Raw genomic sequence first — 22,167 nt, 5'->3', positions numbered from 1 at the left:
ATTAATAGTCTTATTGGGTTAAGAAAGGAGTGGCAGCTATGGATTTTGTATGGACATCTACAGTGATTACGATCCTTGCATTCCTGCTTTTATACTGGGGTTTGAACAAATATGCATTTGGACCGTTATTTGGTGTGATGGAGAAGCGTAGACAGCTGGTGCTCGAGCAAATGAATACGGCGGATTCCAGTCGTAAACAGGCTGAGCAAGCTATGTCTGAGCAGAAAGCGGCGCTTGATCAAGCACGCAAGGAAGCTTACGCAATTATTGAGCAAGCAAGAACAACTAGCAACAAAGAAGCGGATGATATCGTTCTTTCTGCTAAGTCAGAAGCAACACGTCTGAAGGACGACGCGCTTAAAGATATCGAAAGCGAGAAAAACAAGGCAATTGCAGCTCTTCGTTCTGAAGTTGGCGGCATTTCCGTGCAGATCGCTTCCAAAATTATCGAGAAACAAATCGATGAGAAATCCCAAGAGCAACTGGTTAACCAATACCTCAAAGAGGTTGGAAGCAAATGAGCCGGGATGCAGTCGTAGCGAAGCGCTACGCCAAAGCGTTGTTCGAGCTTGCTCAGCAGGATAATATCGTGTCCGAGGTAGAAGGACAGCTGAAGCTAATCGTTCAAACCTTGGAACAGGATCAAGAAATCGTCAAGTTTCTGTCATTTCCAAGCATCGACGCAAGCAAGAAAATGGCCGTCCTGAAATCGGCATTCGGGGATCGCGTATCTTCACTCGTATTGAATACGATTGAACTGATTGTCGTTCGCGGTCGACAAGCTTCGATTGCTGGAGTATACGAGGCTTACACTAAAATCGCCGGTGATGCATTGGGTCAAGCTTATGCAACTGTATTTACGGCAAACCAACTGTCTGAATCCGAGTTTACAGAAGTTGTTGCTCAGTTCAGCCAGCTTACAGGGAAGAAAATTATTGCTCAACAAGTTCTTGACACTGATCTGCTTGGTGGCGTACGTGTACGCATTGGTGATCGTGTCTATGATGGCAGCTTGTCAGGCAAGCTGGAGCGTTTACAGAAATCGTTTAAAATCTAAAGCACTGTAGATAGGGGTGAACGAATTGAGTATCAGACCTGATGAAATCAGCACGCTGATTAAACAACAGATCGAACAATATAAATCCGAAATTCAAGTCGTAGATGTCGGCACCGTCATTAATGTCGGCGACGGTATCGCCCGCGTACACGGTTTGGAGAATGCGATGCAAGGCGAGCTGCTCGAATTCGCTAACGGTGTTGTGGGTATGGCTTTGAACTTGGAAGAAAGCAATGTCGGTGTCGTAATCCTCGGACCATACACAGACATTCGCGAAGGCGACCAAGTGAAACGTACTGGTCGTATTATGGAAGTTCCAGTTGGCGAAGCGCTGCTGGGCCGTGTAGTTAACCCGCTGGGTCAACCACTTGATGGCAAAGGACCAATCAACACGACAGAATTCCGTGCGATTGAATCCCCAGCTCCAGGCGTTATCGACCGTAAATCGGTTCATGAGCCTATGCAGACAGGTATTAAAGCAATCGACGCGATGGTACCAGTAGGTCGCGGTCAACGTGAGCTTATTATCGGTGACCGTCAAACAGGTAAAACGGCAATCGCAATCGATGCGATTATTAACCAAAAAGGCAATGGCGTTAAATGTATCTATGTTGCTGTTGGTCAAAAACAATCCACTGTTGCTGGCGTAGTAGAAACACTTCGTCGTCACGGTGCACTCGAATACACAATCATCGTAACAGCAGGCGCTTCTGAGCCAGCTCCATTGCTCTTCCTGGCTCCTTATGCGGGCTGCTCGATGGGTGAGTACTTCATGTACAAAGGCGAGCACGTTCTAGTTGTTTATGATGACTTGTCCAAACAAGCGGCAGCATACCGTGAGCTTTCCTTGCTGCTTCGCCGTCCACCGGGTCGGGAAGCTTACCCAGGTGACGTCTTCTATCTTCACTCCCGTCTTCTTGAGCGTGCAGCTAAGCTGAGCGATGAGCTCGGCGGCGGTTCATTGACTGCATTGCCATTCATTGAGACACAAGCATCTGACGTATCGGCATATATTCCGACGAACGTAATCTCGATTACGGACGGTCAGATCTTCCTTGAATCCGACCTGTTCTACTCCGGTCAACGTCCGGCAGTTAACGTCGGTATCTCTGTATCCCGTGTAGGCGGCTCTGCTCAGATTAAAGCGATGAAAAAAGTAGCCGGTACGCTCCGTCTGGATCTTGCGGCATACCGTGAGCTTCAAGCGTTCTCGCAATTCGGCTCTGATCTTGATAAATCTACACTTGCCCGTCTTAACCGCGGTGCTCGTACAATGGAAATTCTGAAGCAAGGCGTTAACCAACCGATGCCAGTTGAGAAGCAAGTTATCTCGATTTACTCCGCGGTTAAAGGCCACTTGGATGAAATTCCAGTTGCAGACATTCTTCGCTTCGAGAAAGAGTTCCTGTCATTCCTTGACTCGAACCACCCGGAGATCGGCGAATCGATCCGCACAACCAAAGATTTGGTTGCTGACAACGAGAAAGCTCTTGTTGAAGCGATCAATACATTTAAGAAAAGCTTTGCCGTAACGGCTTAAAGAATAAATGCTCACGCCCGTCCTTAAGCAAGTACGGGCGTAGGCTCCTTACTCCTACCAACACCAGGCTCTGCATGCGGTGACGCAGCTGAGCAACAAAGGCGGGTGAAATGAAATGGCAAAAGGCATGCGCGATATTAAACGCGAAATCAAGAGTAAACAAAGTACGAAGCAGATTACGAAAGCGATGGAGATGGTTGCAGCCTCCAAGCTCAGAAGAGCACAGGAAGCAGCGCAATCGTCCCGTCCTTATGCGGAGAAGCTGAAGGAAGTTGTTGCGAGCATTGCAGCAGGTACGACTGATGTGAAGCATCCGATGCTGGAGACACGTCCGATCAAAAAAACGGGTTATCTCGTTATTACATCTGACCGTGGTCTTGCAGGCGGTTATAATGCGAACATTCTTCGTAAGCTGACGCAGGATATTCGTGCGAAGCATAAGTCAGATGATGAGTATTCCTTATTCGTTATCGGACGTAAAGGCCGTGATTTCCTCCGTCGACGCAATATGCCGATCGTCGAAGAAGTTATCGGATTGTCAGATGCACCTACATTCGCGGATATTAAATCGATCGCTAACACAGCGGTGAAGAAATTCGCTGAAGGTGACTATGATGAGCTGTACATTTATTATAATGAGTTCGTAAACGCGATTACTCAGGTTCCTACTGATATTCGTCTGCTACCACTTGAAGAAATAAGCGGCAATACGACTGTTGCAACTTATGAATACGAGCCATCACCAGAGGGTGTATTGGAGGTTCTGCTTCCTAAATATGCGGAGACACTGATCTACAGTGCCGTTCTGGATGGTAAGGCAAGTGAATTCGGAGCTCGTATGACTGCAATGGGCAGTGCGACGAAGAATGCGAACAAAATGATCAATCAGCTGACGCTGACCTATAACCGCGCGCGTCAAGCAGCGATTACTCAAGAAATTTCGGAGATCGTTGCAGGAGCGAACGCACAATCATAAAGCACTTACACTGCAGCGGCTAACCGTGTAGCATTTAGCGGATTAGTCACGCAGTAACAAGAAGGAACCAGGAGGAAAAACCATGAAAAAAGGGAAAGTTGTATCCGTCATGGGTCCGGTCGTCGACTTAGAGTTCGAACGTGACAGCCTGCCGCAAATTTATAACGCTGTCAAAATCCAACAAAAAGGTGAAGCTGGCGGAGTTGATATCAACCTTACGCTTGAAGTAGCTACACATCTTGGAGACAACAAAGTGCGCGCAGTTGCTATGAGTACGACTGACGGTCTTGTACGTGGCATGGAAGTTATTGATACTGGTGCGCCTATTACGATTCCAGTTGGAGCACCAACACTCGGCCGCGTATTTAACGTACTCGGCGAGCCGATTGACCAAGCAGGAGAAGCGGTATCGGAGATTAACCTTCCGATTCACCGTGAAGCACCAGCATTCGACGAATTGTCCACGCAATCGGAAATTCTCGAAACAGGTATCAAAGTTATCGACTTGCTCGCTCCATACGCTAAGGGTGGTAAAATCGGCCTCTTCGGCGGCGCGGGCGTAGGTAAAACCGTTACAATTCAAGAGCTGATCAACAACATCGCACAAGAGCATGGCGGTATCTCCGTGTTCGCCGGTGTAGGTGAGCGTACTCGTGAAGGTAACGACTTGTACCACGAGATGAAAGATTCCGGCGTACTTAGCAAAACTGCGATGGTATTCGGACAAATGAATGAGCCGCCAGGCGCACGTCAACGCGTAGCTTTGACTGGTCTGACTATGGCTGAGTATTTCCGTGACGAAGAAGGCAAAGACGTTCTATTGTTCGTCGATAACATCTTCCGTTTCACACAAGCAGGCTCCGAGGTTTCGGCCCTTCTAGGCCGTATGCCTTCCGCAGTAGGTTACCAGCCAACGCTGGCAACTGAAATGGGTCAGCTGCAAGAGCGTATCACGTCAACGAAAAAAGGCTCGGTTACTTCGATCCAAGCGATCTACGTACCAGCCGATGACTATACGGATCCGGCTCCAGCAACGACGTTCGCCCACTTGGATGCTACAACGAACTTGGAGCGTAAAATCTCCGAGATGGGTATCTTCCCAGCGGTTGATCCACTTGCATCGTCATCCCGTCTTCTGAACCCAGACATTCTGGGCGAAGAGCATTACGCTGTCGCTCAAGGCGTTAAGAAAATTCTTCAACGCTACAAAGAGCTTCAAGATATTATCGCAATCCTTGGTATGGATGAGCTTAGCGAAGAAGATAAATTGACTGTTGCTCGCGCACGGAAAATTCAACTCTTCTTGTCCCAACCGTTCCACGTTGCGGAGCCTTTCACTGGTATCAAAGGTAAATATGTACCGGTTAAAGAATCTGTTCGCAGCTTCAAAGAAATTCTCGAAGGCAAACATGACGACCTTCCGGAAGAAGCTTTCCGGTATGTAGGTGCGATTGAAGAGGCCGTGGAGAAAGCCAAAACGCTGTAATAGCGAAAGGCGGGAGGAATCTGCATGAGTACCTTTTTAGTAGAAATAGTAACACCGGAGCGCAAAGTGTATGCGGAAACGGCTAATATGGTAAGTGTAACGGGTATTGAAGGTGAGCTGGGTATTCTACCTAATCATATTCCACTTGTAACACCGCTTCGTATTGCCCCTGTCATCATCAAGCGTGATGGTAAAGTGGACATTATCGCAGTTGGCGGTGGATTCATCGAGGTCCGTAAGGACAAGATTGTAATTCTCGCTGAGAGCGCAGAAGTCTCCACTGATATTGATGTCAATCGTGCTCAAGCAGCCAAAGAGCGTGCAGAGCAACGCCTTGCTGCTAAGCGTGACGAGGTTGACTACCGCCGTGCAGAGCTTTCTCTGCAGCGCGCACTCAACAGGATTAACGTCAAACAGCGTTAATCGACTTATATAAGCACCGTTAACGTTCGAATAGAACGTTGGCGGTGCTTTTTTCATAGAGGCAGGGACGACAAATCAAGCTGTGCTTGTTATAATGGCGGTAGTTAGGAAAGGAGCTGCTGTTATGATAGATATTCATTCGCATATACTACCCGGTATCGACGATGGCGCCGCAACGATGGAGCATTCGATTGCTCTTGCCCGAGCAGCTGTAGCGGATGGCATAACAGATTTGGTTGCCACACCTCATCATTACGATGGGAAATACAGTAATGCTCCAGATCTCGTTATTAACCTTACGAATACGCTTAATGAAAGATTGCAAGAGCTGGATATCCCGTTGAACATTCATAGCGGACAAGAAATACATATTCATAACGAGCTGTTGATGAATTGGAAGAAGAGAGAGCTGCTTCCAATGGCAGATTCGTCCTATGCACTGCTCGAGATGCCTTCGTCCCATATTCCTAAATCAATGGAAGAGCTTATATATGAGTTGAGATTGATGGGTGTTCAGCCTGTTATTGCACATCCAGAACGGAATGCAGCGGTCGTTCAGAACCCTGATCGACTCGCGGAGCTGGTTGAGCTTGGTGCCTATGCACAGGTAACCAGCCATTCGCTCATTGGCGGCTTCGGACGTGGAGTTGAACGCGCGAGCTGGACGCTGTGCCGCCGCGGACTTATTCATTTCATAGCCTCGGATGCTCATCATCTGGAATGGCGGAGCTTCCGTCTGAAGGAAGCCTATGAACGGGTGACGGCTGTGCTTGGCGCAGACTTTGCAGCTTATTACGAGCATAATGCAAGGTGCTTATTGAATAATACGGAGCTTGATGCAATTCTGCCTGCAACAGCACAAGTGAAGGGGACAAGCGGCTGGAGCAGATTGAAATCCTTGTTCAGCAGATCGTAGACCAAGAATGCCATTAGAACTAGATATATCATTCAATAATTTGAAAGTAATGGTATAAAACATCATAATAATGATTAAATCAATCATTTATACAGTTTTTAAACTGTGTATTGATTGATTTTTTTTATTAAATACATAATTATACATAAATAAAATGATCGTATCCGACCAACGTCCTATATAAAATTATTGTAAATTGTATGTTACTATAATTTACATAAGAGATAGATAAACTGGATTCGGGGGAGAGCGCATGTTTGATTGGCTTGGTACGAAGAAGGGAATGCCGCTCTGGGTGTCTTGGCGGCTTAATCGTGGGATGAAGGAAGATGTTGAGCAGATTTTTGAAGGCATCGCGGAGACGCGTAAAGAGCTGCTGGACTCATGGGCTAAGGAATACTGGGGTCATATGGGAAGGCTTGCGGAGCAAATCACCGCTGTACTGACACCCCAGGAGAAAAGCGAGCTGAGTGAACAGCGACAGCAAGCCAAACGATTGCTGGAGAGGACTTATGCAAGAGGGAATGACTTCACAGAGCTATTCCTGATTGACAGTGACGATCAAGTCATAGAGTCGACTTATGAGAAGCATGTCGGGATTTCTTACACGGAAGGCAGTATTCTGTATCCAGGACTCCGTTATGTGCAAGCAGGTGGGCAGTCTCGTCCATGCTTGTTCGGTCCGTATAAGGATGCTGTTACTCTCACACTCGGTCCAAGATCATCGTCTTTTCACGATGCGGTTACGTTGTGTTTTATGTACCCTCTTCTAGTAAATGAAGTCTATCAAGGTACCTTATGCGGTCGCGTACCTAATGATGTCCTAGGGGATTTAATTCAGAGAGAATCAGGACATGTGTATCCAGACTCCGGTGACAATTATATATTTATGGCTAAGCCACAACTCAATACGCACATAACCCTTGGCGCAGCTCTATCCCGCAGCCGATTCGAGGATCGTACCTTTACTCATGGCGAGAATTTGAAGGACGGAGTTACAACCGATTGGGGAACCGTTTCGATTCAAGAGCATACCGAATTCGAGATCGTATTCACTGATCCTGCAACCGGGCAGCTGCATCCTGGGGTAGCCAATACGATTCACAAGGGCAGCAACTTGTTCGTCGAATTCCCAGGCTACTCCGATTATCGGCATATTCCTGTCATTGGCAAAGGGGTGACGTTCCAGCTGCCGCATTGTCCTGATCTGTGGGGGATGATGTGTGAAGGTGATCTAGAGGAAGTCTATCGGATTCGAAGCATAGGCTGGAGGCAGCGCAAGCTGCAAATCTGGCAGACCATCATTCAATCCGTGCTAGTAGCTGCTCTAATCTTACTTATTGCAAGGCAAGCGTCTCCATGGCTTCTAGCATCTGCAGCAGGTACATTTAGCTTGCTTTATGGCTTAGTATTCACAGGTATGTTCCAGCAGAAGGAGTCTACTCGTATCGTTAGTCATCTAGAGCGAATCAATCGATTCATTCGAATTAACGCAGAGGGTAAAGGAGATTTGACCCAGCGGCTTAAGCCAGCCGAATTCGACAATGATGAGACGAGAGAATTGGCCAAGTGGATTAACAACATGATTGATTCCTTGGAAGGCATTATGCTTCAAGTGAAGCTCGCGGCGTCCGATGTTCTCTCCAGTCAGCATGTCATGAATGAATCAGCGTCCATTACAGCCCAGTCTACAGAACGAGTCAGCGATAAGATTGGAGATATGATCGGCAGTATTCGCCTTCAGCTGAAGGATATTGATAGGGCCAAGGATGCTGCAGGAGAGATGAGACATACCCTTCGTTTACTAGAGCAGCAAGCTGCGGAGCAAATTGCGGTGGCGCAGACCGAGGTAGACCGAATTGGTGATAAAATGTTCCATATTTCCTCTAAAGTAGAGGATACGAATGATACGATCCGCAGGTTCATGCATACCGTTGATGAGATTCGAGATGTTCTGCAGGTTATCGAGCAAATCTCCTCTCAGACCAACCTGCTCGCACTGAACGCTTCCATTGAAGCGGCTCGAGTAGGCGAGCAAGGCAAAGGCTTCGCCGTCGTAGCAGTAGAAATCAGGAAGCTTGCTGAGTTGACCCGCAAATCGACAGAAGAGGTGCATGGCATAACCCACCAGATCTACGAAGAGGCGAAGCAGGCTTATGCCTCTATGGATGAGGGGACTAGGGTGGTCGAGGAAGGAACACAGCTTGTTGCAGCCGCAGTCAGCACACTCCGGTCTGCGCAAAGCGAAGATCAGCGTAAGACACAGATCGTCGATGAAGTAGTGTCCTTGATGGAGAAAGTTGCATTAGTGAGCATGGAGAACCGCAAAGCTTCTTCAGATGTAGAAGGCAATGTCCAAGAGCTTATTAGTGAGGTTGGCAATGTGAGGCATACGTCTGAGAATGTCGAATCTATTACGAAATTCCTCCAGCAATTAGTCGGACAATTCAAGCTGACGGACTCCCGTCTCAGGTAGCATGGTAAGGCAGGCCGCAAGAATCACTGGCAACAGTGGTCTTGCGGTTTTTTGTTATGGGTCATTACGATGAGTTCATACGTGATATGCATAATCGTCCCATGGAAGAGTTATCCTAAGCGGTAACGACATGGGCAGCGGGGAGGACGATAGCATGATGTTCAGTGATTATATGCGAAGTCGAAGCCGTGGGAAGGACAAGAAGAGCTCTGCCAGAGAAAAAGAGATCGAGCAGGAGCAGCTGGCTGCTTACGATAAGCAGAAGCTATTCGTGAGCTTGAATGATACGGTGGAGGGAATCGAGCAAGAGCTTGGGAACAGCGAGGATATCGTGATTCGAGCTATGGAGCTGTCAGGCGTATATCGCGTTAAGATCGCAGTCGTATTCGTACAAGGTCTGGTAGATGATATTAGGCTGAATGAATCTGTCATTGAGGCCCTGCAATCCGAGCCTTTGAATAACGATCCAGTCTCGGAGACTAAGCTGACGCTTGAGGAGATGAAGAACCGGCTGCTATCGACAGGTAACGTAGATGAAATCTGTTCATGGAAAGAATTATATCAGGCGATGTTCTTGGGACAGGCTGTCATTCTCGTTGACGGGACGGACATCGCGCTCACAACGAATTGTATCGGTGGTATGAAGCGCGGAATCGATGAGCCCAAATCAGAGATGCTAATCCGCGGCCCGCGGGAAGGGTTCGTTGAATCCATTCGCGTGAATACCTCTTTGATTAGACGGAAGATAAGAAGCCCTAAGCTATGGCTGGAGCAGAAAACAATCGGACGATTGTCGCATACGCCTGTTGGTATTATGTATATCAAAGGACTAGCTAGCGAGCAGGTGCTGGAGGATTTGCGAGGCAGACTGGATGCCATCGATATTGACGGTATTCTTGAGTCGGGGTATATCGAGGAGCTTATTGAAGATCAGAAATGGACACCATTCCCCACCATAATGAGCAGTGAACGACCGGATGCGGTAGCGGCCGACTTGCTTGAAGGCAGAATAGCGATTCTTGTCGATGGGACTCCCTTTGTGCTAGTCATTCCAAGCACCCTGAACATGTTCTTTCAATCGGCTGAGGACTATTACCAGCGGTTCGATGTCTCTACCTTTTTGAGGATGCTGCGATTCATATCCTTCGTCTTGTCGCTCTTGATGCCATCTATCTATGTTGCTATTGTCAGCTATCATCATGAGATGATTCCAACACAGCTCCTGCTTAAGCTGGCAGCACAGCGGGAGGGTGTTCCGTTCCCGGCTTATCTGGAGGCTTTCATTATGGAGTTCGTATTCGAAATTCTGCGTGAAGCCGTCGTACGGATGCCAAGCGCGGCTGGCAATACGATCTCGATCGTGGGAGCGCTCGTCATTGGTCAATCGGTTGTAGAAGCTGGTTTTGTGTCGCCAGCTGTCGTCATCGTCGTATCCTTTACAGCGATAGCAAGCTTCGTATCTCCTGCCTATAATCTCGGTATTACAGCACGTTTACTGCGGTTTATTCTGCTTGGAGCCTCATCCACGCTGGGGTTCTATGGAATATCCTTGATCGTGCTGCTGCTGCTGCTGCATCTAACGAACTTAAGATCCTTCGGCATGCCTTATCTTAAGCCATTCTCGCCAATGTTCGGTAGAGATTGGACGGACACACTAGTGAGAGCGCCTCGATGGATGATGACCAAGCGGCCGGAGCTGCTGGCTTCAGATAATGAAACTAGGCAAGATATGAATCTGAAAGAGCTGGAAGGACAAGAGCCGCTGCAATGAAGAGAGGAGGCCTGCCGTTATGTTCATCATGAGAAGTGGAATGAAGCTGGTGGCAGTCTTTATCCTCTTATTCGGATTAGTGCTGATGAGCGGCTGCTGGGATCTCCGATATTTGGACAGGCTTGGTGTCGTTATGGCAATCGGAATTGATTCGGACCCGTCGGAAAAGCAGCAGCTTCAATTAACAGTCCAGGTTGTACTGCCTCAGAATGTCGCGGATTCAAGCAAAGGTTCAGGCTCTGGCTTGCCGGTTATGACGTTGACCGAGACGGGCGATACGTTGTTCGAAGCGATTCGTAAAATGACGAATAGGACATCCAGGCGTTTGTTCTTCTCCCATACACAATTGTTAGTGATCGGGGAGCAGATCGCACGCAAAGGCATCTATCCCCTAATGGATCTTGTTGAACGGAACGCCGATATACGCACCGATATTGGTGTCCTAGTTACACGAGGCTCTACCGCTAAAGAAATATTGCAAGTGACGACACAGATGGAATCGATCCCTGTTAATCAGATCTATGATGCGATCACGATTGATCAGACTGCATATGGGATGATCTATAAGGTTGTGGTTCACGATATCACTCGAATGGCCTCCGATGGAAAAAAGGAGATTTCCCTGCCTTCCATTAGTATTGAAGGGGATGAGCTGGCAGGTAATACACCAGACAACATCGAGCGTATCGAGTCTAGATCTATGCCGAATTTGAGAACGATGGCCGTATTTCGCGAGGGCAAGCTCGTCCAATACTTGAAGCGAAACGAATCACGCGGTTTATCTTTTATTCAGAATAAAGTGAAAAGCACCATAGTCAAGCTAGCCTGTCCTGAGTCTAAGGGCTTTATGGTCGTCGAGATTAAGGGCAATGACACGGAAATCAAGGTTAAGAAAAAATCGGCAGAGATGCCGCTGATAAAAATTGAGATTAGTCCAGTGGGCAGCATCAATGAAATTATGTGTCCGGGTATACATGTGATTGAGGAGCCAGTAATGAGTCAGATAGAAGAGCTTGTGAACGAGGCAGTGAAGGGTGAAGTGAATGCTGCGATTACGAAGCTGCAGAAGGAGCTGCGTGTAGATACGCTAGGCTGGGCTAGAATCGTATACAAGCAGGAACCGAACATGTGGAAACGCATTGAGCGAGACTGGGACCAGATATTCCCGGAGGTGCCTTATGAAATCGTATGCCGAACGGATATTAAGGATGCGGGTATTCGTGCGGATTCCATCGTGAAATGAGGGTTTATTAATGGTATCAGTTCTATACCTCATCGCTTTCGGTGTATTGGTAGCTGTTCTCGTATCGCATTATCGAATAAAGCGGGGACAGGTTCGAGAAGCGGTATGGGCGATGGTCATTCTAACGATTGGTGTTCTGATAGGAATAGGTGTGTTGCTTAAGCTGCCGATACCGAGTCCTATGGAAGCAATTAAGACGATCTTTGAACCGCTAGGTAGGCCGATTGTGACATGGATAATGAAGGATGTGCCAGAATGACAGCTGAATCTGGGATGAATAATGGGATGATTTCTTCTTCTCAATGTGCCAAAATGTTGTTTTTGCTCGCGCTCGGAAGCTCTTCGCTGGTCATTCCCACTACGGTGACCGTTATTGCGAGGCAGGATGCGTGGATTTCCATGGCGCTGGTTGCTCCCTTTAATTATTTTTTTATGATGGTCTATTTGGCCTTGGCGGATCGTTTCCCTAATATGTCATTAGCGCAGTATTCGGAACGTATACTAGGGACATGGCTCGGTAAGCTTGTGAGCATCACTTATATTCTGTTCTTCACGATCCTTGCAGCAGCTGTTCTTCGCAATATTACCGATTTTCTCAGCTCGTCTGTATTACCCGCAACACCAACGTGGTTCATTGGATCAACCTTTATCGTCGTAGTGATCTATGGCCTCTATCTTGGAATAGAGACCATTGCGAGGACGGGAGAAATTCTATTCTCCTGGTGTGTATTCCTCATTCTCATTGTCACGCTGTTCTTGATTAGTGAATTCAGCTACGAGCAATTCGAGCCTTTCTTGTATGCGGGCTGGATGCGGCCAATCAAAGGCATTTATCCCGTGCTGGGGTTTCCCATAGGTGAATTTGTGCTGATGAGCATGATTCTCCCGTTCGTGAAGCAGGAGGATCGGCATAAGCTTAGGAAGTCACTGAAAATATCCGTCGTGATGATTGGATCATTCAGCGTCATGATCTGTATCCTGCTCATTGGGGTGCTTGGGGTAAATGAGACGATTCGTAGTCCATTCGCTGTCTACGATATGACCAAAAACATTAATATTAAACAAATTTTGGTCCGCGTAGAGATTATCGTTGCAGTCATTTGGGTGGGTACCGTTTTCATGAAGCTGATTATGTGCTTCTATGCCTTATCGCTGCTAACGGCTCAAGTGTTTCACTTGCGGAGCTATAGACCGCTTATTATGCCCTTTGGCTTTATTATCGTGCCTCTCTCCATGCTGGTGTATCGTAATGTGCCGCATGCCGCATATGTTCTTATGAATGTATGGCCGATGTACTCCATAGCCCAAGGTCTGTTCATCCCACTGGCATTGCTGCTAGTGGCTGTTGTGAGGGGGAAACGGGCGACAGGGAAGCTGCCGATGCCAGCTTCGATGGAGGCTGATTCAAGGATGAAAGCAGGCGCGGGAGCATCATCAGATGGCAATCGCTCAGGGCAGCGGCAGGAGCCAACTCCATCATAGACGGTTGTGGAAGCATTTGTTATAATTGTAAGGAAAATTTAGGTGGGTGAGTACTTCATTCGCTTAATAACGGAGGCGATTGCGTGGACTATTACGTCAACCAGTATGTCATCGTGGCTATTTTCATCTTGCTTGGTATTCTGCTTCCTGTGGTGGCGCTATTTGCAGGAAGGCTGCTAAGGCCCCATAAGCCGAATGACCCGAAACGGACCACGTATGAGAGCGGCAATGAGCCGGTCGGCGAGGGGCAAGTCCGTTTCAACATTCGTTACTACATGTTTGCTCTTATGTTCGTTATTTTTGATGTTGAGACCGTATTCTTATATCCTTGGGCCGTTGCGTATAATAAGCTCGGCCTTTTTGTGCTGGTCGAAATGGTGATCTTTGCCGGCATGCTGCTTATCGGACTTCTATATGCCTGGAAGAAGAAGGTGCTGAAATGGAATTCAGTTTAGAATCGATCACGCTGGAAGAACGCCGAGAGCTGGAACGCAACGTTTTTATGGGCACATTGGAGCAATTGAAGGCTTGGGCAAGAAGCAACTCGCTATGGCCGCTTACCTTCGGTCTAGCCTGTTGTGCCATTGAGATGATGGGAACCGGTGCATCCCACTATGATCTCGATCGGTTCGGAGTGATGTTCCGAACGTCTCCGCGGCAGTCGGACGTAATGATTGTAGCGGGTACCGTAACGAAGAAGATGGGACCGCTGCTGCGTCGGCTGTATGATCAGATGCCTGAGCCCAAATGGGTAATAGCGATGGGGTCCTGTGCGACAGCAGGCGGCCCCTATGTGAAATCCTATGCGGTCATTAAGGGTGTCGATCAGATCGTTCCTGTGGATGTCTATATACCGGGCTGTCCGCCCAATCCTGCTGCGCTTATCTACGGTATTAACAAGCTGCAAGAGAAGATCCGTTATGAAGCGAAGACCGGGAAGCGGGTGACTGGACGATGAGCGAGGATAAGAAGGAAGAAAAGAAAGCGCTGCCAGATAATGATGCAGGTGCCATGACGCAGTCCGCACCTGATCTGGAGCGGGAGGCTAAGCTGAAGGCAGCTGCTGAAGCGAGGGCTGCGCGCGCGGCAGCGAAGGCACAGGCCGAGCCGGCTGGGGCCGAAGCGGGGCAAGGGGGTGAGGAGTCACAAGCGGCGCCTTCTCCGAAGCAGCCGGAGCTTGAGCTTGTTGTATTATTCCTTAAGGATCTCGTCTCGGCAGCTGCGCTAGAGGATGCATACGTTAATGAATTGAATGGACATATGCCAACTGTCGTCATTCGCAATCAAGATTTGCTAAGGGCAGCTGAGCTATTAAGAACGCATGAGCAGCTGAATTTCTCTTATTTGCGCAATGTCTCTGGCATCGACTATGAGACTCATCTTGAAGTGGTCTATCATCTTGTCTCACTGCAGAGCAAGCGAGAGCTGGCTGTGAAAGTAAAAGCTGATCGTGTGCGGGCTGAGGTGCATTCTGTGACGTCGGTGTGGAAGACAGCGAATTGGAATGAGCGTGAAATCTATGATTTGCTCGGCATAACCTTCCTGGGGCATCCGGATATGCGCCGTATTATGATGCCGGATGATTGGGTTGGACATCCGCTGCGCAAAGATTATGAACCGCTCGATTCGGAGGTGTAGCCGCACGTGATTCGTACGGAGGAATTGCTGTTGAATGTAGGCCCCCAGCATCCGAGCACGCATGGTGTATTTCGTATCGTTGTGAAGCTGGATGGGGAAGTCATAACGGAAGCGACACCTGTCATGGGTTATCTGCATCGCGGCACCGAGAAGCTTGCAGAGAACCTGAATTACACACAGATCATTCCATATACCGATCGGATGGATTATGTCTCAGCAATGACGAACAATTATGTACTCGTTCATGCGGTGGAGACGATGATGGGTCTTGAGGTGCCGGAGCGGGCCGACTTCATGCGCCTCATTGTGATGGAGCTGCAGCGTGTGGCCAGCCACTTGGTCTGGTGGGGCACCTATCTGCTGGACATTGGCGCCATGAGCCCTTTCTTATATGCGTTTCGAGATCGAGAAATCATTATTCATTTATTTAATGAACTATGCGGTGCGCGATTAACTTATAATTATATGAGAGTCGGCGGGGTGAAATGGGATGCGCCGCCCGGCTGGCTGGACCAAGTCCGCGACTTCATCCCCTATATGGAAGGGAAGCTGCAGGAGTATGACCGGCTTGTCAGCGGCAATGAAATCTTCTTAGCCCGCATCAAAGGGGTAGGACGCTACGACGCCGCTATGGCTGTGGATTACGGACTGTCCGGCGCGAACCTGCGTTGTACCGGCATAGATTGGGATTTGCGCAAAACAGAGCCTTATTGCTTATATAATCGCTTCGAATTCGATGTGCCTGTTGGCAGGAATGGCGATTGCTATGATAGATATCTGGTCAGGCTGGGCGAGATCAGCCAAAGCCTGCGAATTCTGAAGCAGGCGCTTGAGCAGATCCCATCCGGGGGTGAGACGATGGGCAAGGTTCCTCGTGTGATCCGTCCTCCTGCGGGAGAAGCGTATGTACGAATCGAGTCGCCGCGGGGCGAGATCGGCTGCCATATCGTATCCAAGGGCAAGGCCGAGCCCTATCGGCTTAAATTCCGCAGACCCTCCTTCGTTAACCTGCAAATATTGCCGGAGCTGCTAGTCGGTGAAACGATGACGAACCTGATTACGATATTAGGCGGCATCGATATCGTAGTGGGGGAGGTTGACTGCTGATGGGGGCTTGGCTGGATGGGGCACTCACCTGGGGCAATGTGGTCATCGCCTTTCTATGGTGCGTGGTGTTCTTATTCGTCGTGCTTGGCTTTGTCACCTATGCGATTTATTTCGAACGCAAGGTAATCGGGTGGATGCAGCTTCGGGTTGGGCCGAGCAGGGTAGGACCATTCGGCTTGCTCCAGACCGTAGCTGACATCTTTAAGCTGTTGATCAAAGAAGATACGATTCCGCGAAAAGCGGATCGGCTATTGTTCGTTCTCGCCCCCGTACTTGCTTACGTGCCTGCATTCTCCGTCCTTGCTGTTATTCCTTATACGCAGAAGCTATATTTCGCTGATCTGAATGTTGGCTTGCTGTATTATGTCGCGCTGTCCGGCATATCCACACTAGCGATTGTGCTTGGCGGCTGGGCATCCAACAATAAATACGCCCTGCTTGGCGGTATGCGCTCGGCCGCTCAGATGATCAGCTACGAGGTGCCGCTTGTGATCTCAGTTGTCGGTGTCATTATGCTGAGCGGAAGTCTGAATCTCCGCGTTATTGTGGAAGCGCAGGCAGGCGGCTGGTTCTGGAGCTGGAACTTCCTGCCGCAGATTATCGGCTTCGTTGTATTCATCATTGCTGCTGTATCGGAGCTCAATCGGACGCCATTCGATCTGCCTGAAGCAGAGTCGGAGCTGGTGGCGGGATATCATGTGGAGTACAGCGGCTTTCGCTTCGCGTTCTTCATGCTGACCGAGTATGTGTACGTGTATGCGATTGCTGCACTAACCACCGTCTTGTTCCTTGGCGGCTGGCACGAACCGGCGCCCTTTCTTGATTTTGTGCCGGGGCTCGTATGGTTCGTTCTGAAGTTCGTATTCATTGTCTTCTTCTTGTTCTGGATTAGGGCGACCTTCCCGCGTATTCGCGTCGATCAGCTGATGGGCCTGGGGTGGAAGGTGCTGCTGCCAGTATCGCTGCTTAATGTGTTCATAACGGCTGTGTATATGGAAATCTTCATTAAAGGCTAATAAGGGGGAATAGGAAATGAATGGACTTCTGCAAGGACTTGGTGTTACGCTCAAAGCGATGGCAGCCAAGAAAGTGACCACTTCCTATCCCGATGTGCCCTTCTTAATGCCCGAGCGGTTCAGGGGCATTCAGCATTTTGAGCCTGATCTGTGCATTGTCTGCAATCAGTGCGCGAGAATATGTCCAACGGATTGCATTACGCTAACAGGCAAGCCTAACCCCGATCCAGAGAAAAAGGGGAAAGTGATTGATACGTTCGACATTAATTTCGAGATTTGTATTCTATGCGATCTATGTACCGAGGTGTGTCCGACTGAGGCCATTGTTATGACCAATCATTTTGAGCTGTCTGCGTACAGCCGTGATGATCTGTTCAAGGATGCCGAGTGGCTGACTAATAACGATACGCTCGTCCGTCAAGACAATAACAACATCGGAGCCCCAGCGAGAGGAGGCGCCAAGTAATTGTTCACAATCGAGTTCACAGGCGAATTCGTCGCTTTTTTCATCTTGTCTGCTATTATGATCTGCGGTGCTGTATTCATGATTAGCCTGCAAAAGGTCGTCCATATGGTCATTTCCATGGCCGCGGTATTTCTAGGGCTGGCAGGCATGTATGTGCTGCTGGAGGCAGAATTCATCGCTTTTGTCCAAGTGCTGATCTATGCTGGAGCCGTCTCGATTCTCATGATCTTCGGCATTATGATGACGAAGCATCATGAGGAGCAGTCCGAGCCGGCGAAGCCGCTGCACGAGACCCTCGCCGCAATCGGTGCGCTATGCTTGTTCGGCATTCTGTTCTATGCGATTCGGGTCACGACGTTCCCTGATCCGAAGCCATTCCAGGGCGGAGAGAACAATACGCTGAACATTGGACAGCTGCTGTACACCGGCTATGTTGTGCCATTCGAGCTGCTATCCGTTCTGCTGACTGTGGCATTCATCGGAGCGATAGCCATTGCCAAGCAGACGAAGGCTGGGTCGGATGACGGCATGCAAGGTGAGGCGGCGGGTGCGCAAGCGCAGGCTGAGGGTGTAGAAAGCTTGCATGCGAAGCAACCAAGTGAGAGCTTACGAAGTGAGTTTTTGCATTCGCAAAAACCAGGTGAAGGCTTACGAAGTGAGTTTTTGCATTCGCAAAAACCAAGTGAAGGCTTACGAAGTGAGTTTTTGCATTCGCAAAAACTTCAGAAGGAGGAATCATAGCGATGCTTCCATCCTATTTGACAATGGCGGCTATTCTGTTCTGCTTCGGTCTGTATGGGGCGCTGGTGAAACGCAATGCTGTCGTCGTTCTACTGTCTATTGAATTGATGCTGGGCTCGGTTACGCTGAACTTAATCGCTTTCTCCAAATATGGAGCGATCCCTTCGTTAACCGGACAAATCTTCGCATTGTTCACAATCGCAGTGGCTGCTGCTGAAGTAGCGGTCGGAGTAGCGATTGTCATTGCTCTTTTCCGAGCGCGTGGTACGGTTAATGTGGATGAACACAACGAAATGAGGAGGTAACGCCGCATATGGAAATATACGCACAAACAGCATGGCTCATCCCGTTGTTCCCGCTAGCGGCGTTTCTCGTATTAGTAGCACTAGGCAGGAGCAGCCGAATCGCAGCGGTTCTAATTGGCTCTCTTGGCTCGCTTGCAGCTCTGATTATGTCGCTGCTTGTCCTCGTTGGGAGGCTAAGCTCCGATGCAGTAGATTACAGCAATAGCTTCAAATGGATAGCTATTGGTGATTTCTCTCTGTATATCGGCTACGAAGTAACGAACTTAACTACGCTGATGCTGATTGTAGTCACTGTTGTCAGCTTTCTCGTCAACGTGTATTCTGCTGGCTATATGAGAACAGATGAGAGAATCACCGTTTATTATGGTTATGTATCCCTGTTCACCTTCTCGATGCTCGGACTGGTCCTCTCTGACAATCTATTGTCTCTCTATGTGTTCTGGGAGCTTGTCGGTCTGTGCTCATTCCTACTCATCGGATTCTGGTATGCGAAGCCAGCAGCTCGCGCCGCAGCCAAGAAGGCGTTCATCGTTACAAGAATTGGGGATGCGGGACTGCTGCTGGCGATTCTCCTCCTATTCTGGTATATGCCAGGCCATGCACTGGACTTCACAAATATCCATAATGTGTTTAATGAAGGGCAGTACGGCGCAATCGGCTCTGGGATTACAACTTTCATTGCTTTGCTTATCTTTCTAGGGGCAATGGGCAAATCGGGACAATTCCCCCTTCATGCATGGCTTCCCGATGCGATGGAGGGACCAACTCCCATCAGCGCACTCATTCATGCCGCGACGATGGTAGCTGCAGGAGTGTTCCTTCTTGCACGGACCTTCGATATATTCGAAGCTTCAGAGTTCGCCATGCAGACGATGGCTTATGTGGGAGGCTTCACAGCGATCTTCGCAGCAACGATTGCATGGGTTCAAAATGACATTAAGCGAATTTTAGCCTTCTCTACGATAAGCCAACTGGGCTATATGGTCATGGCGATCGGACTTGGCTCGATGACAGGCGGGATTTTCCACTTATTCACTCATGCTTTCTTCAAAGCGCTGTTGTTTCTCGGCGCAGGCAGCGTGATTCATGCCTTACATACACAGAACATTAGGGAAATGGGCGGCCTAGGCGCCAAAATGCGCATTACAGCTTGGACATTCGCAATCGGAGCGTTATCGCTGTCTGGCATCCCGCCTTTCTCGGGCTTTTGGTCCAAGGATGTTATATTGACGGCCGCTCTGGAAGAGAATCCATTGCTCTTCATAGTTGGCTTGGCAACTGCCTTCTTAACAGCTCTATATATGGCCCGGCTATATTTTCTCGTATTCAGGGGCAAACCCCGATCAGCGCATGCAGATGTTAAAGAGTCACCGCTCGTGATGACTGTTCCACTTCTTGTATTGGCCGTGCTCGCAGCTGTCTCAGGCTTCGTCGAGACACCATGGAATGGCTGGCTGGGTCAGTGGATAAGCGGAGGCGACGGGGTGGAGGCGCATAGCAGCGGTGTAGTCATCATAGCTTCTATTGCTGTTGGCGTACTTGGCCTGTATATGGGATGGCTGATCTATGGAAAAGGCAGTCTCAATTCAGCTCGGACGACGGAGCTGTCTCCAGGGCTGGTGAAGCTGCTTGAGAGGCAATATGGTGTGAATGAATGGTATTCCATCCTTGTGGTGAAGCCGTTCAGAGGCCTTGGCACACTACTGTCTATCTTCGATGAATACGTGATTCAAGGGGCTGTAAGGTTAGTAGGAGCCGGCATAAGCTCAGTTGGGCGACTTGGCGTTCGATTAAGCAACGGACAGGTGCAGACCTATGCTCTGACCGTCGTTATCGGATTAGTTATTCTAATTGTGGCAATAGTCGGAAGGAGGTTCTGGTCATGATGAGCCTCACTGAGCTCCCGATCCTATCTCTTATTCTAGTATCCCCTCTTATTGGTCTGCTTGTTATTCTGCTGCTGCCGAAGCATCGCAATAGATGGCTTCAGACAGCTGCTATTCTTACAACGCTAGTCCCGCTTGTGCTGTCACTGTGGCTGTACACGGACTTCAACAGCCAGCAAGGAGGCGCAAGCTACGAGGAGAAGACCTCCTGGATGGAGGTTCCGCTTAATAAGGAGCCTCAAGCGAATAACGGGGTAACAGAGTATGTGCTTTCTTTTGAATATGCGGTAGGGATTGATGGCTTGTCGCTGCCCCTTGTTATTCTAACGGCGCTTGTAACCGCAATGGCTGCACTCGCTTCAATTCACGTGAAGAAACGCTGGAAGGCATTCTACGCCTGGTTCCTGCTGCTGGAGGCAGGAATGCTTGGCGTTTTTATGGCACGGGACTTAATGCTGTTCTTTATAAGCTTCGAGATTACGATTGTTGCGATGTTTTTCCTAATTGGTATCTGGGGGTATTACAATCGGGAGCGGGCAGCGAATCAATTCCTGCTCTACAACGGTCTAGGCTCAGCCCTTATGCTGATTGCCTTCGTCATACTGGTGAATACGGCAGGCTTCCGGATTGAGCAGTCAGCAGAGCAGCTGCAGTTCATCTACAGCGGCAGCTATACCGATATTATTCGCAATCTCGCTGATCCGCAGGCTTGGGTGAACGTGACGGCGGAGCAGATGGGTGGGGGGTATAATCCGTTCTTCATATCAGATACGATGCAGTGGACATTGTTCCTGCTGCTGATAGTGGCATTCGGTATTAAGCTGCCCATCTTCCCCTTCCATACTTGGATGCTTAAGGTGCATACAGAGGCTCCACCCTCTGTCGTAATGATTCATTCCGGGGTGCTGCTCAAAATGGGCGCATATGGCTTGCTCCGCTTCGGTGTCTTCCTCTTCCCTGAGCAGGCGCAGGAGTGGGCAGTCGTACTCGCTGCCATCGGGCTTGTTAATCTGCTGTATGGAGCTATTCTTGCTTATCGCCAATCCGATCTGAAGCTGGTTCTGGCCTATTCCTCCATTAGTCATATGGGAATCGTGCTGCTGGGGATAGCAGCGTTTAATGTAATCGGTTTGCAGGGAGCTGTATTCCAGCTCATCTCCCATGGGCTAATCTCTGCGCTGCTGTTCCTCCTTGTAGGAAGCTTGTATGAACGGACGAGATCGACAGCTTTAAGCGAGCTTGGAGGCTTGGCAAGAGCCATGCCATTCATGAGCGGCGTCTTGCTTGCTGCGGGGGCAGCCTTGCTGGGACTGCCAGGAATGTCTGGCTTCATAGGCGAGCTGTTAGCTCTGCTGGGCTTGTTCGATACGCAGCCTTGGCTTGCTGGCTCTGCTCTGCTTGGTGTCATACTGACAGCAGCTTATGTGCTGCGCAGTGTGCTGAAGGTGACTTTTGGGCCTATACATGAACGGTTCGCGGCCTTAAGGGATGCTCGACTAATCGAGGCAGTGCCGATGATTGTACTGCTTGCTTTTATTCTGCTGCTCGGCTGCTTCCCATCGGTTCTTACGGATACGCTGCAGTATAGCATCGAAGAGCTGTTCAGACCTTTAATCACGAGTGGGATGGGGGGATAGG

General features: G+C 49.1%; 22 protein-coding genes. All 22 read left to right on the top strand.

The features are described from left to right. Nucleotides 1–38: 38 nt before the first annotated feature. On the top strand, nucleotides 39–521 hold the full coding sequence (atpF, locus tag AC6ESP_RS13170) for a F0F1 ATP synthase subunit B (protein ID WP_497097192.1): 483 nt from the start codon (nucleotides 39–41) through the stop codon (nucleotides 519–521). Continuing rightward, nucleotides 518–1,057: a F0F1 ATP synthase subunit delta gene (locus AC6ESP_RS13165; RefSeq protein WP_497097191.1), complete on the top strand. Its 540-nt coding sequence runs from the start codon at nucleotides 518–520 to the stop codon at nucleotides 1,055–1,057. The genes atpF and AC6ESP_RS13165 overlap by 4 nt, the downstream gene beginning before the upstream one ends. Before the next feature lie 25 nt (nucleotides 1,058–1,082). Next, a complete protein-coding gene (atpA, locus tag AC6ESP_RS13160) occupies nucleotides 1,083–2,597 on the top strand; it encodes a F0F1 ATP synthase subunit alpha (protein WP_497097190.1) in 1,515 nt (504 codons plus the stop codon). A 115-nt stretch (nucleotides 2,598–2,712) separates the two neighbouring features. Further along, nucleotides 2,713–3,573 (top strand): ATP synthase F1 subunit gamma, encoded by an 861-nt coding sequence (atpG, locus tag AC6ESP_RS13155; protein WP_497097189.1) that lies wholly within the window; start codon nucleotides 2,713–2,715, stop codon nucleotides 3,571–3,573. A gap of 82 nt (nucleotides 3,574–3,655) precedes the next feature. After that, entirely contained in the window at nucleotides 3,656–5,059 is a 1,404-nt protein-coding gene (gene atpD, locus AC6ESP_RS13150; RefSeq protein ID WP_497097188.1) for a F0F1 ATP synthase subunit beta, read from the top strand. A 24-nt stretch (nucleotides 5,060–5,083) separates the two neighbouring features. Next, nucleotides 5,084–5,482 (top strand): F0F1 ATP synthase subunit epsilon, encoded by a 399-nt coding sequence (locus tag AC6ESP_RS13145; RefSeq protein WP_497097187.1) that lies wholly within the window; start codon nucleotides 5,084–5,086, stop codon nucleotides 5,480–5,482. A gap of 124 nt (nucleotides 5,483–5,606) precedes the next feature. Beyond that, complete coding sequence (locus AC6ESP_RS13140) at nucleotides 5,607–6,398, top strand: tyrosine-protein phosphatase (RefSeq protein WP_497097186.1); 792 nt, start codon at nucleotides 5,607–5,609, stop codon at nucleotides 6,396–6,398. Nucleotides 6,399–6,651: 253 nt separating this feature from the next. Beyond that, nucleotides 6,652–8,874 carry a methyl-accepting chemotaxis protein gene (locus AC6ESP_RS13135; RefSeq protein ID WP_497097185.1) on the top strand — a complete coding sequence of 741 codons (2,223 nt, stop codon included), beginning with the start codon at nucleotides 6,652–6,654 and terminating at the stop codon, nucleotides 8,872–8,874. Between the two features lie 154 nt (nucleotides 8,875–9,028). Continuing rightward, a complete protein-coding gene (locus AC6ESP_RS13130; RefSeq protein WP_497097184.1) occupies nucleotides 9,029–10,645 on the top strand; it encodes a spore germination protein in 1,617 nt (538 codons plus the stop codon). Nucleotides 10,646–10,664: 19 nt separating this feature from the next. Continuing rightward, complete coding sequence (locus tag AC6ESP_RS13125; RefSeq protein WP_497097183.1) at nucleotides 10,665–11,888, top strand: Ger(x)C family spore germination protein; 1,224 nt, start codon at nucleotides 10,665–10,667, stop codon at nucleotides 11,886–11,888. Between the two features lie 10 nt (nucleotides 11,889–11,898). Then, the gene (locus AC6ESP_RS13120; protein ID WP_497097182.1) at nucleotides 11,899–12,147 is read left to right on the top strand and encodes a hypothetical protein; all 249 of its coding nucleotides are present in this window, start codon (nucleotides 11,899–11,901) and stop codon (nucleotides 12,145–12,147) included. Continuing rightward, entirely contained in the window at nucleotides 12,144–13,370 is a 1,227-nt protein-coding gene (locus AC6ESP_RS13115; protein ID WP_497097181.1) for a GerAB/ArcD/ProY family transporter, read from the top strand. Before AC6ESP_RS13120 ends, AC6ESP_RS13115 begins: the two co-directional genes overlap by 4 nt. Nucleotides 13,371–13,453: 83 nt before the next feature. Beyond that, nucleotides 13,454–13,825, top strand: coding sequence for an NADH-quinone oxidoreductase subunit A (locus AC6ESP_RS13110; protein ID WP_497097180.1), 372 nt, complete (start codon nucleotides 13,454–13,456; stop codon nucleotides 13,823–13,825). After that, nucleotides 13,810–14,328 carry a NuoB/complex I 20 kDa subunit family protein gene (locus AC6ESP_RS13105; RefSeq protein WP_497097179.1) on the top strand — a complete coding sequence of 173 codons (519 nt, stop codon included), beginning with the start codon at nucleotides 13,810–13,812 and terminating at the stop codon, nucleotides 14,326–14,328. Before AC6ESP_RS13110 ends, AC6ESP_RS13105 begins: the two co-directional genes overlap by 16 nt. Next, nucleotides 14,325–15,008 carry an NADH-quinone oxidoreductase subunit C gene (locus AC6ESP_RS13100; RefSeq protein ID WP_497097178.1) on the top strand — a complete coding sequence of 228 codons (684 nt, stop codon included), beginning with the start codon at nucleotides 14,325–14,327 and terminating at the stop codon, nucleotides 15,006–15,008. Before AC6ESP_RS13105 ends, AC6ESP_RS13100 begins: the two co-directional genes overlap by 4 nt. A 6-nt stretch (nucleotides 15,009–15,014) precedes the next feature. After that, nucleotides 15,015–16,115 (top strand): NADH-quinone oxidoreductase subunit D, encoded by a 1,101-nt coding sequence (locus AC6ESP_RS13095; protein ID WP_497097177.1) that lies wholly within the window; start codon nucleotides 15,015–15,017, stop codon nucleotides 16,113–16,115. Continuing rightward, nucleotides 16,115–17,131, top strand: coding sequence for an NADH-quinone oxidoreductase subunit NuoH (gene nuoH, locus AC6ESP_RS13090; protein ID WP_497097176.1), 1,017 nt, complete (start codon nucleotides 16,115–16,117; stop codon nucleotides 17,129–17,131). Before AC6ESP_RS13095 ends, nuoH begins: the two co-directional genes overlap by 1 nt. A gap of 16 nt (nucleotides 17,132–17,147) precedes the next feature. Next, nucleotides 17,148–17,597 carry an NADH-quinone oxidoreductase subunit NuoI gene (gene nuoI / locus AC6ESP_RS13085; protein ID WP_497097175.1) on the top strand — a complete coding sequence of 150 codons (450 nt, stop codon included), beginning with the start codon at nucleotides 17,148–17,150 and terminating at the stop codon, nucleotides 17,595–17,597. Next, nucleotides 17,598–18,338 carry an NADH-quinone oxidoreductase subunit J gene (locus AC6ESP_RS13080; RefSeq protein WP_497097174.1) on the top strand — a complete coding sequence of 247 codons (741 nt, stop codon included), beginning with the start codon at nucleotides 17,598–17,600 and terminating at the stop codon, nucleotides 18,336–18,338. A gap of 2 nt (nucleotides 18,339–18,340) precedes the next feature. Continuing rightward, nucleotides 18,341–18,643, top strand: coding sequence for an NADH-quinone oxidoreductase subunit NuoK (nuoK, locus tag AC6ESP_RS13075; RefSeq protein WP_497097173.1), 303 nt, complete (start codon nucleotides 18,341–18,343; stop codon nucleotides 18,641–18,643). An 8-nt stretch (nucleotides 18,644–18,651) separates the two neighbouring features. Continuing rightward, the gene (gene nuoL, locus AC6ESP_RS13070) at nucleotides 18,652–20,529 is read left to right on the top strand and encodes an NADH-quinone oxidoreductase subunit L (protein ID WP_497097172.1); all 1,878 of its coding nucleotides are present in this window, start codon (nucleotides 18,652–18,654) and stop codon (nucleotides 20,527–20,529) included. Then, entirely contained in the window at nucleotides 20,526–22,166 is a 1,641-nt protein-coding gene (locus AC6ESP_RS13065) for a complex I subunit 4 family protein (RefSeq protein ID WP_497097171.1), read from the top strand. Before nuoL ends, AC6ESP_RS13065 begins: the two co-directional genes overlap by 4 nt. Nucleotide 22,167: the final 1 nt, after the last annotated feature.

It is taken from the genome of Paenibacillus xinjiangensis, assembly GCF_059686975.1.
The sequence above is the reverse complement of the archived record's forward strand: the minus strand, read 5'-3'. Positions and strand labels throughout refer to the sequence as shown.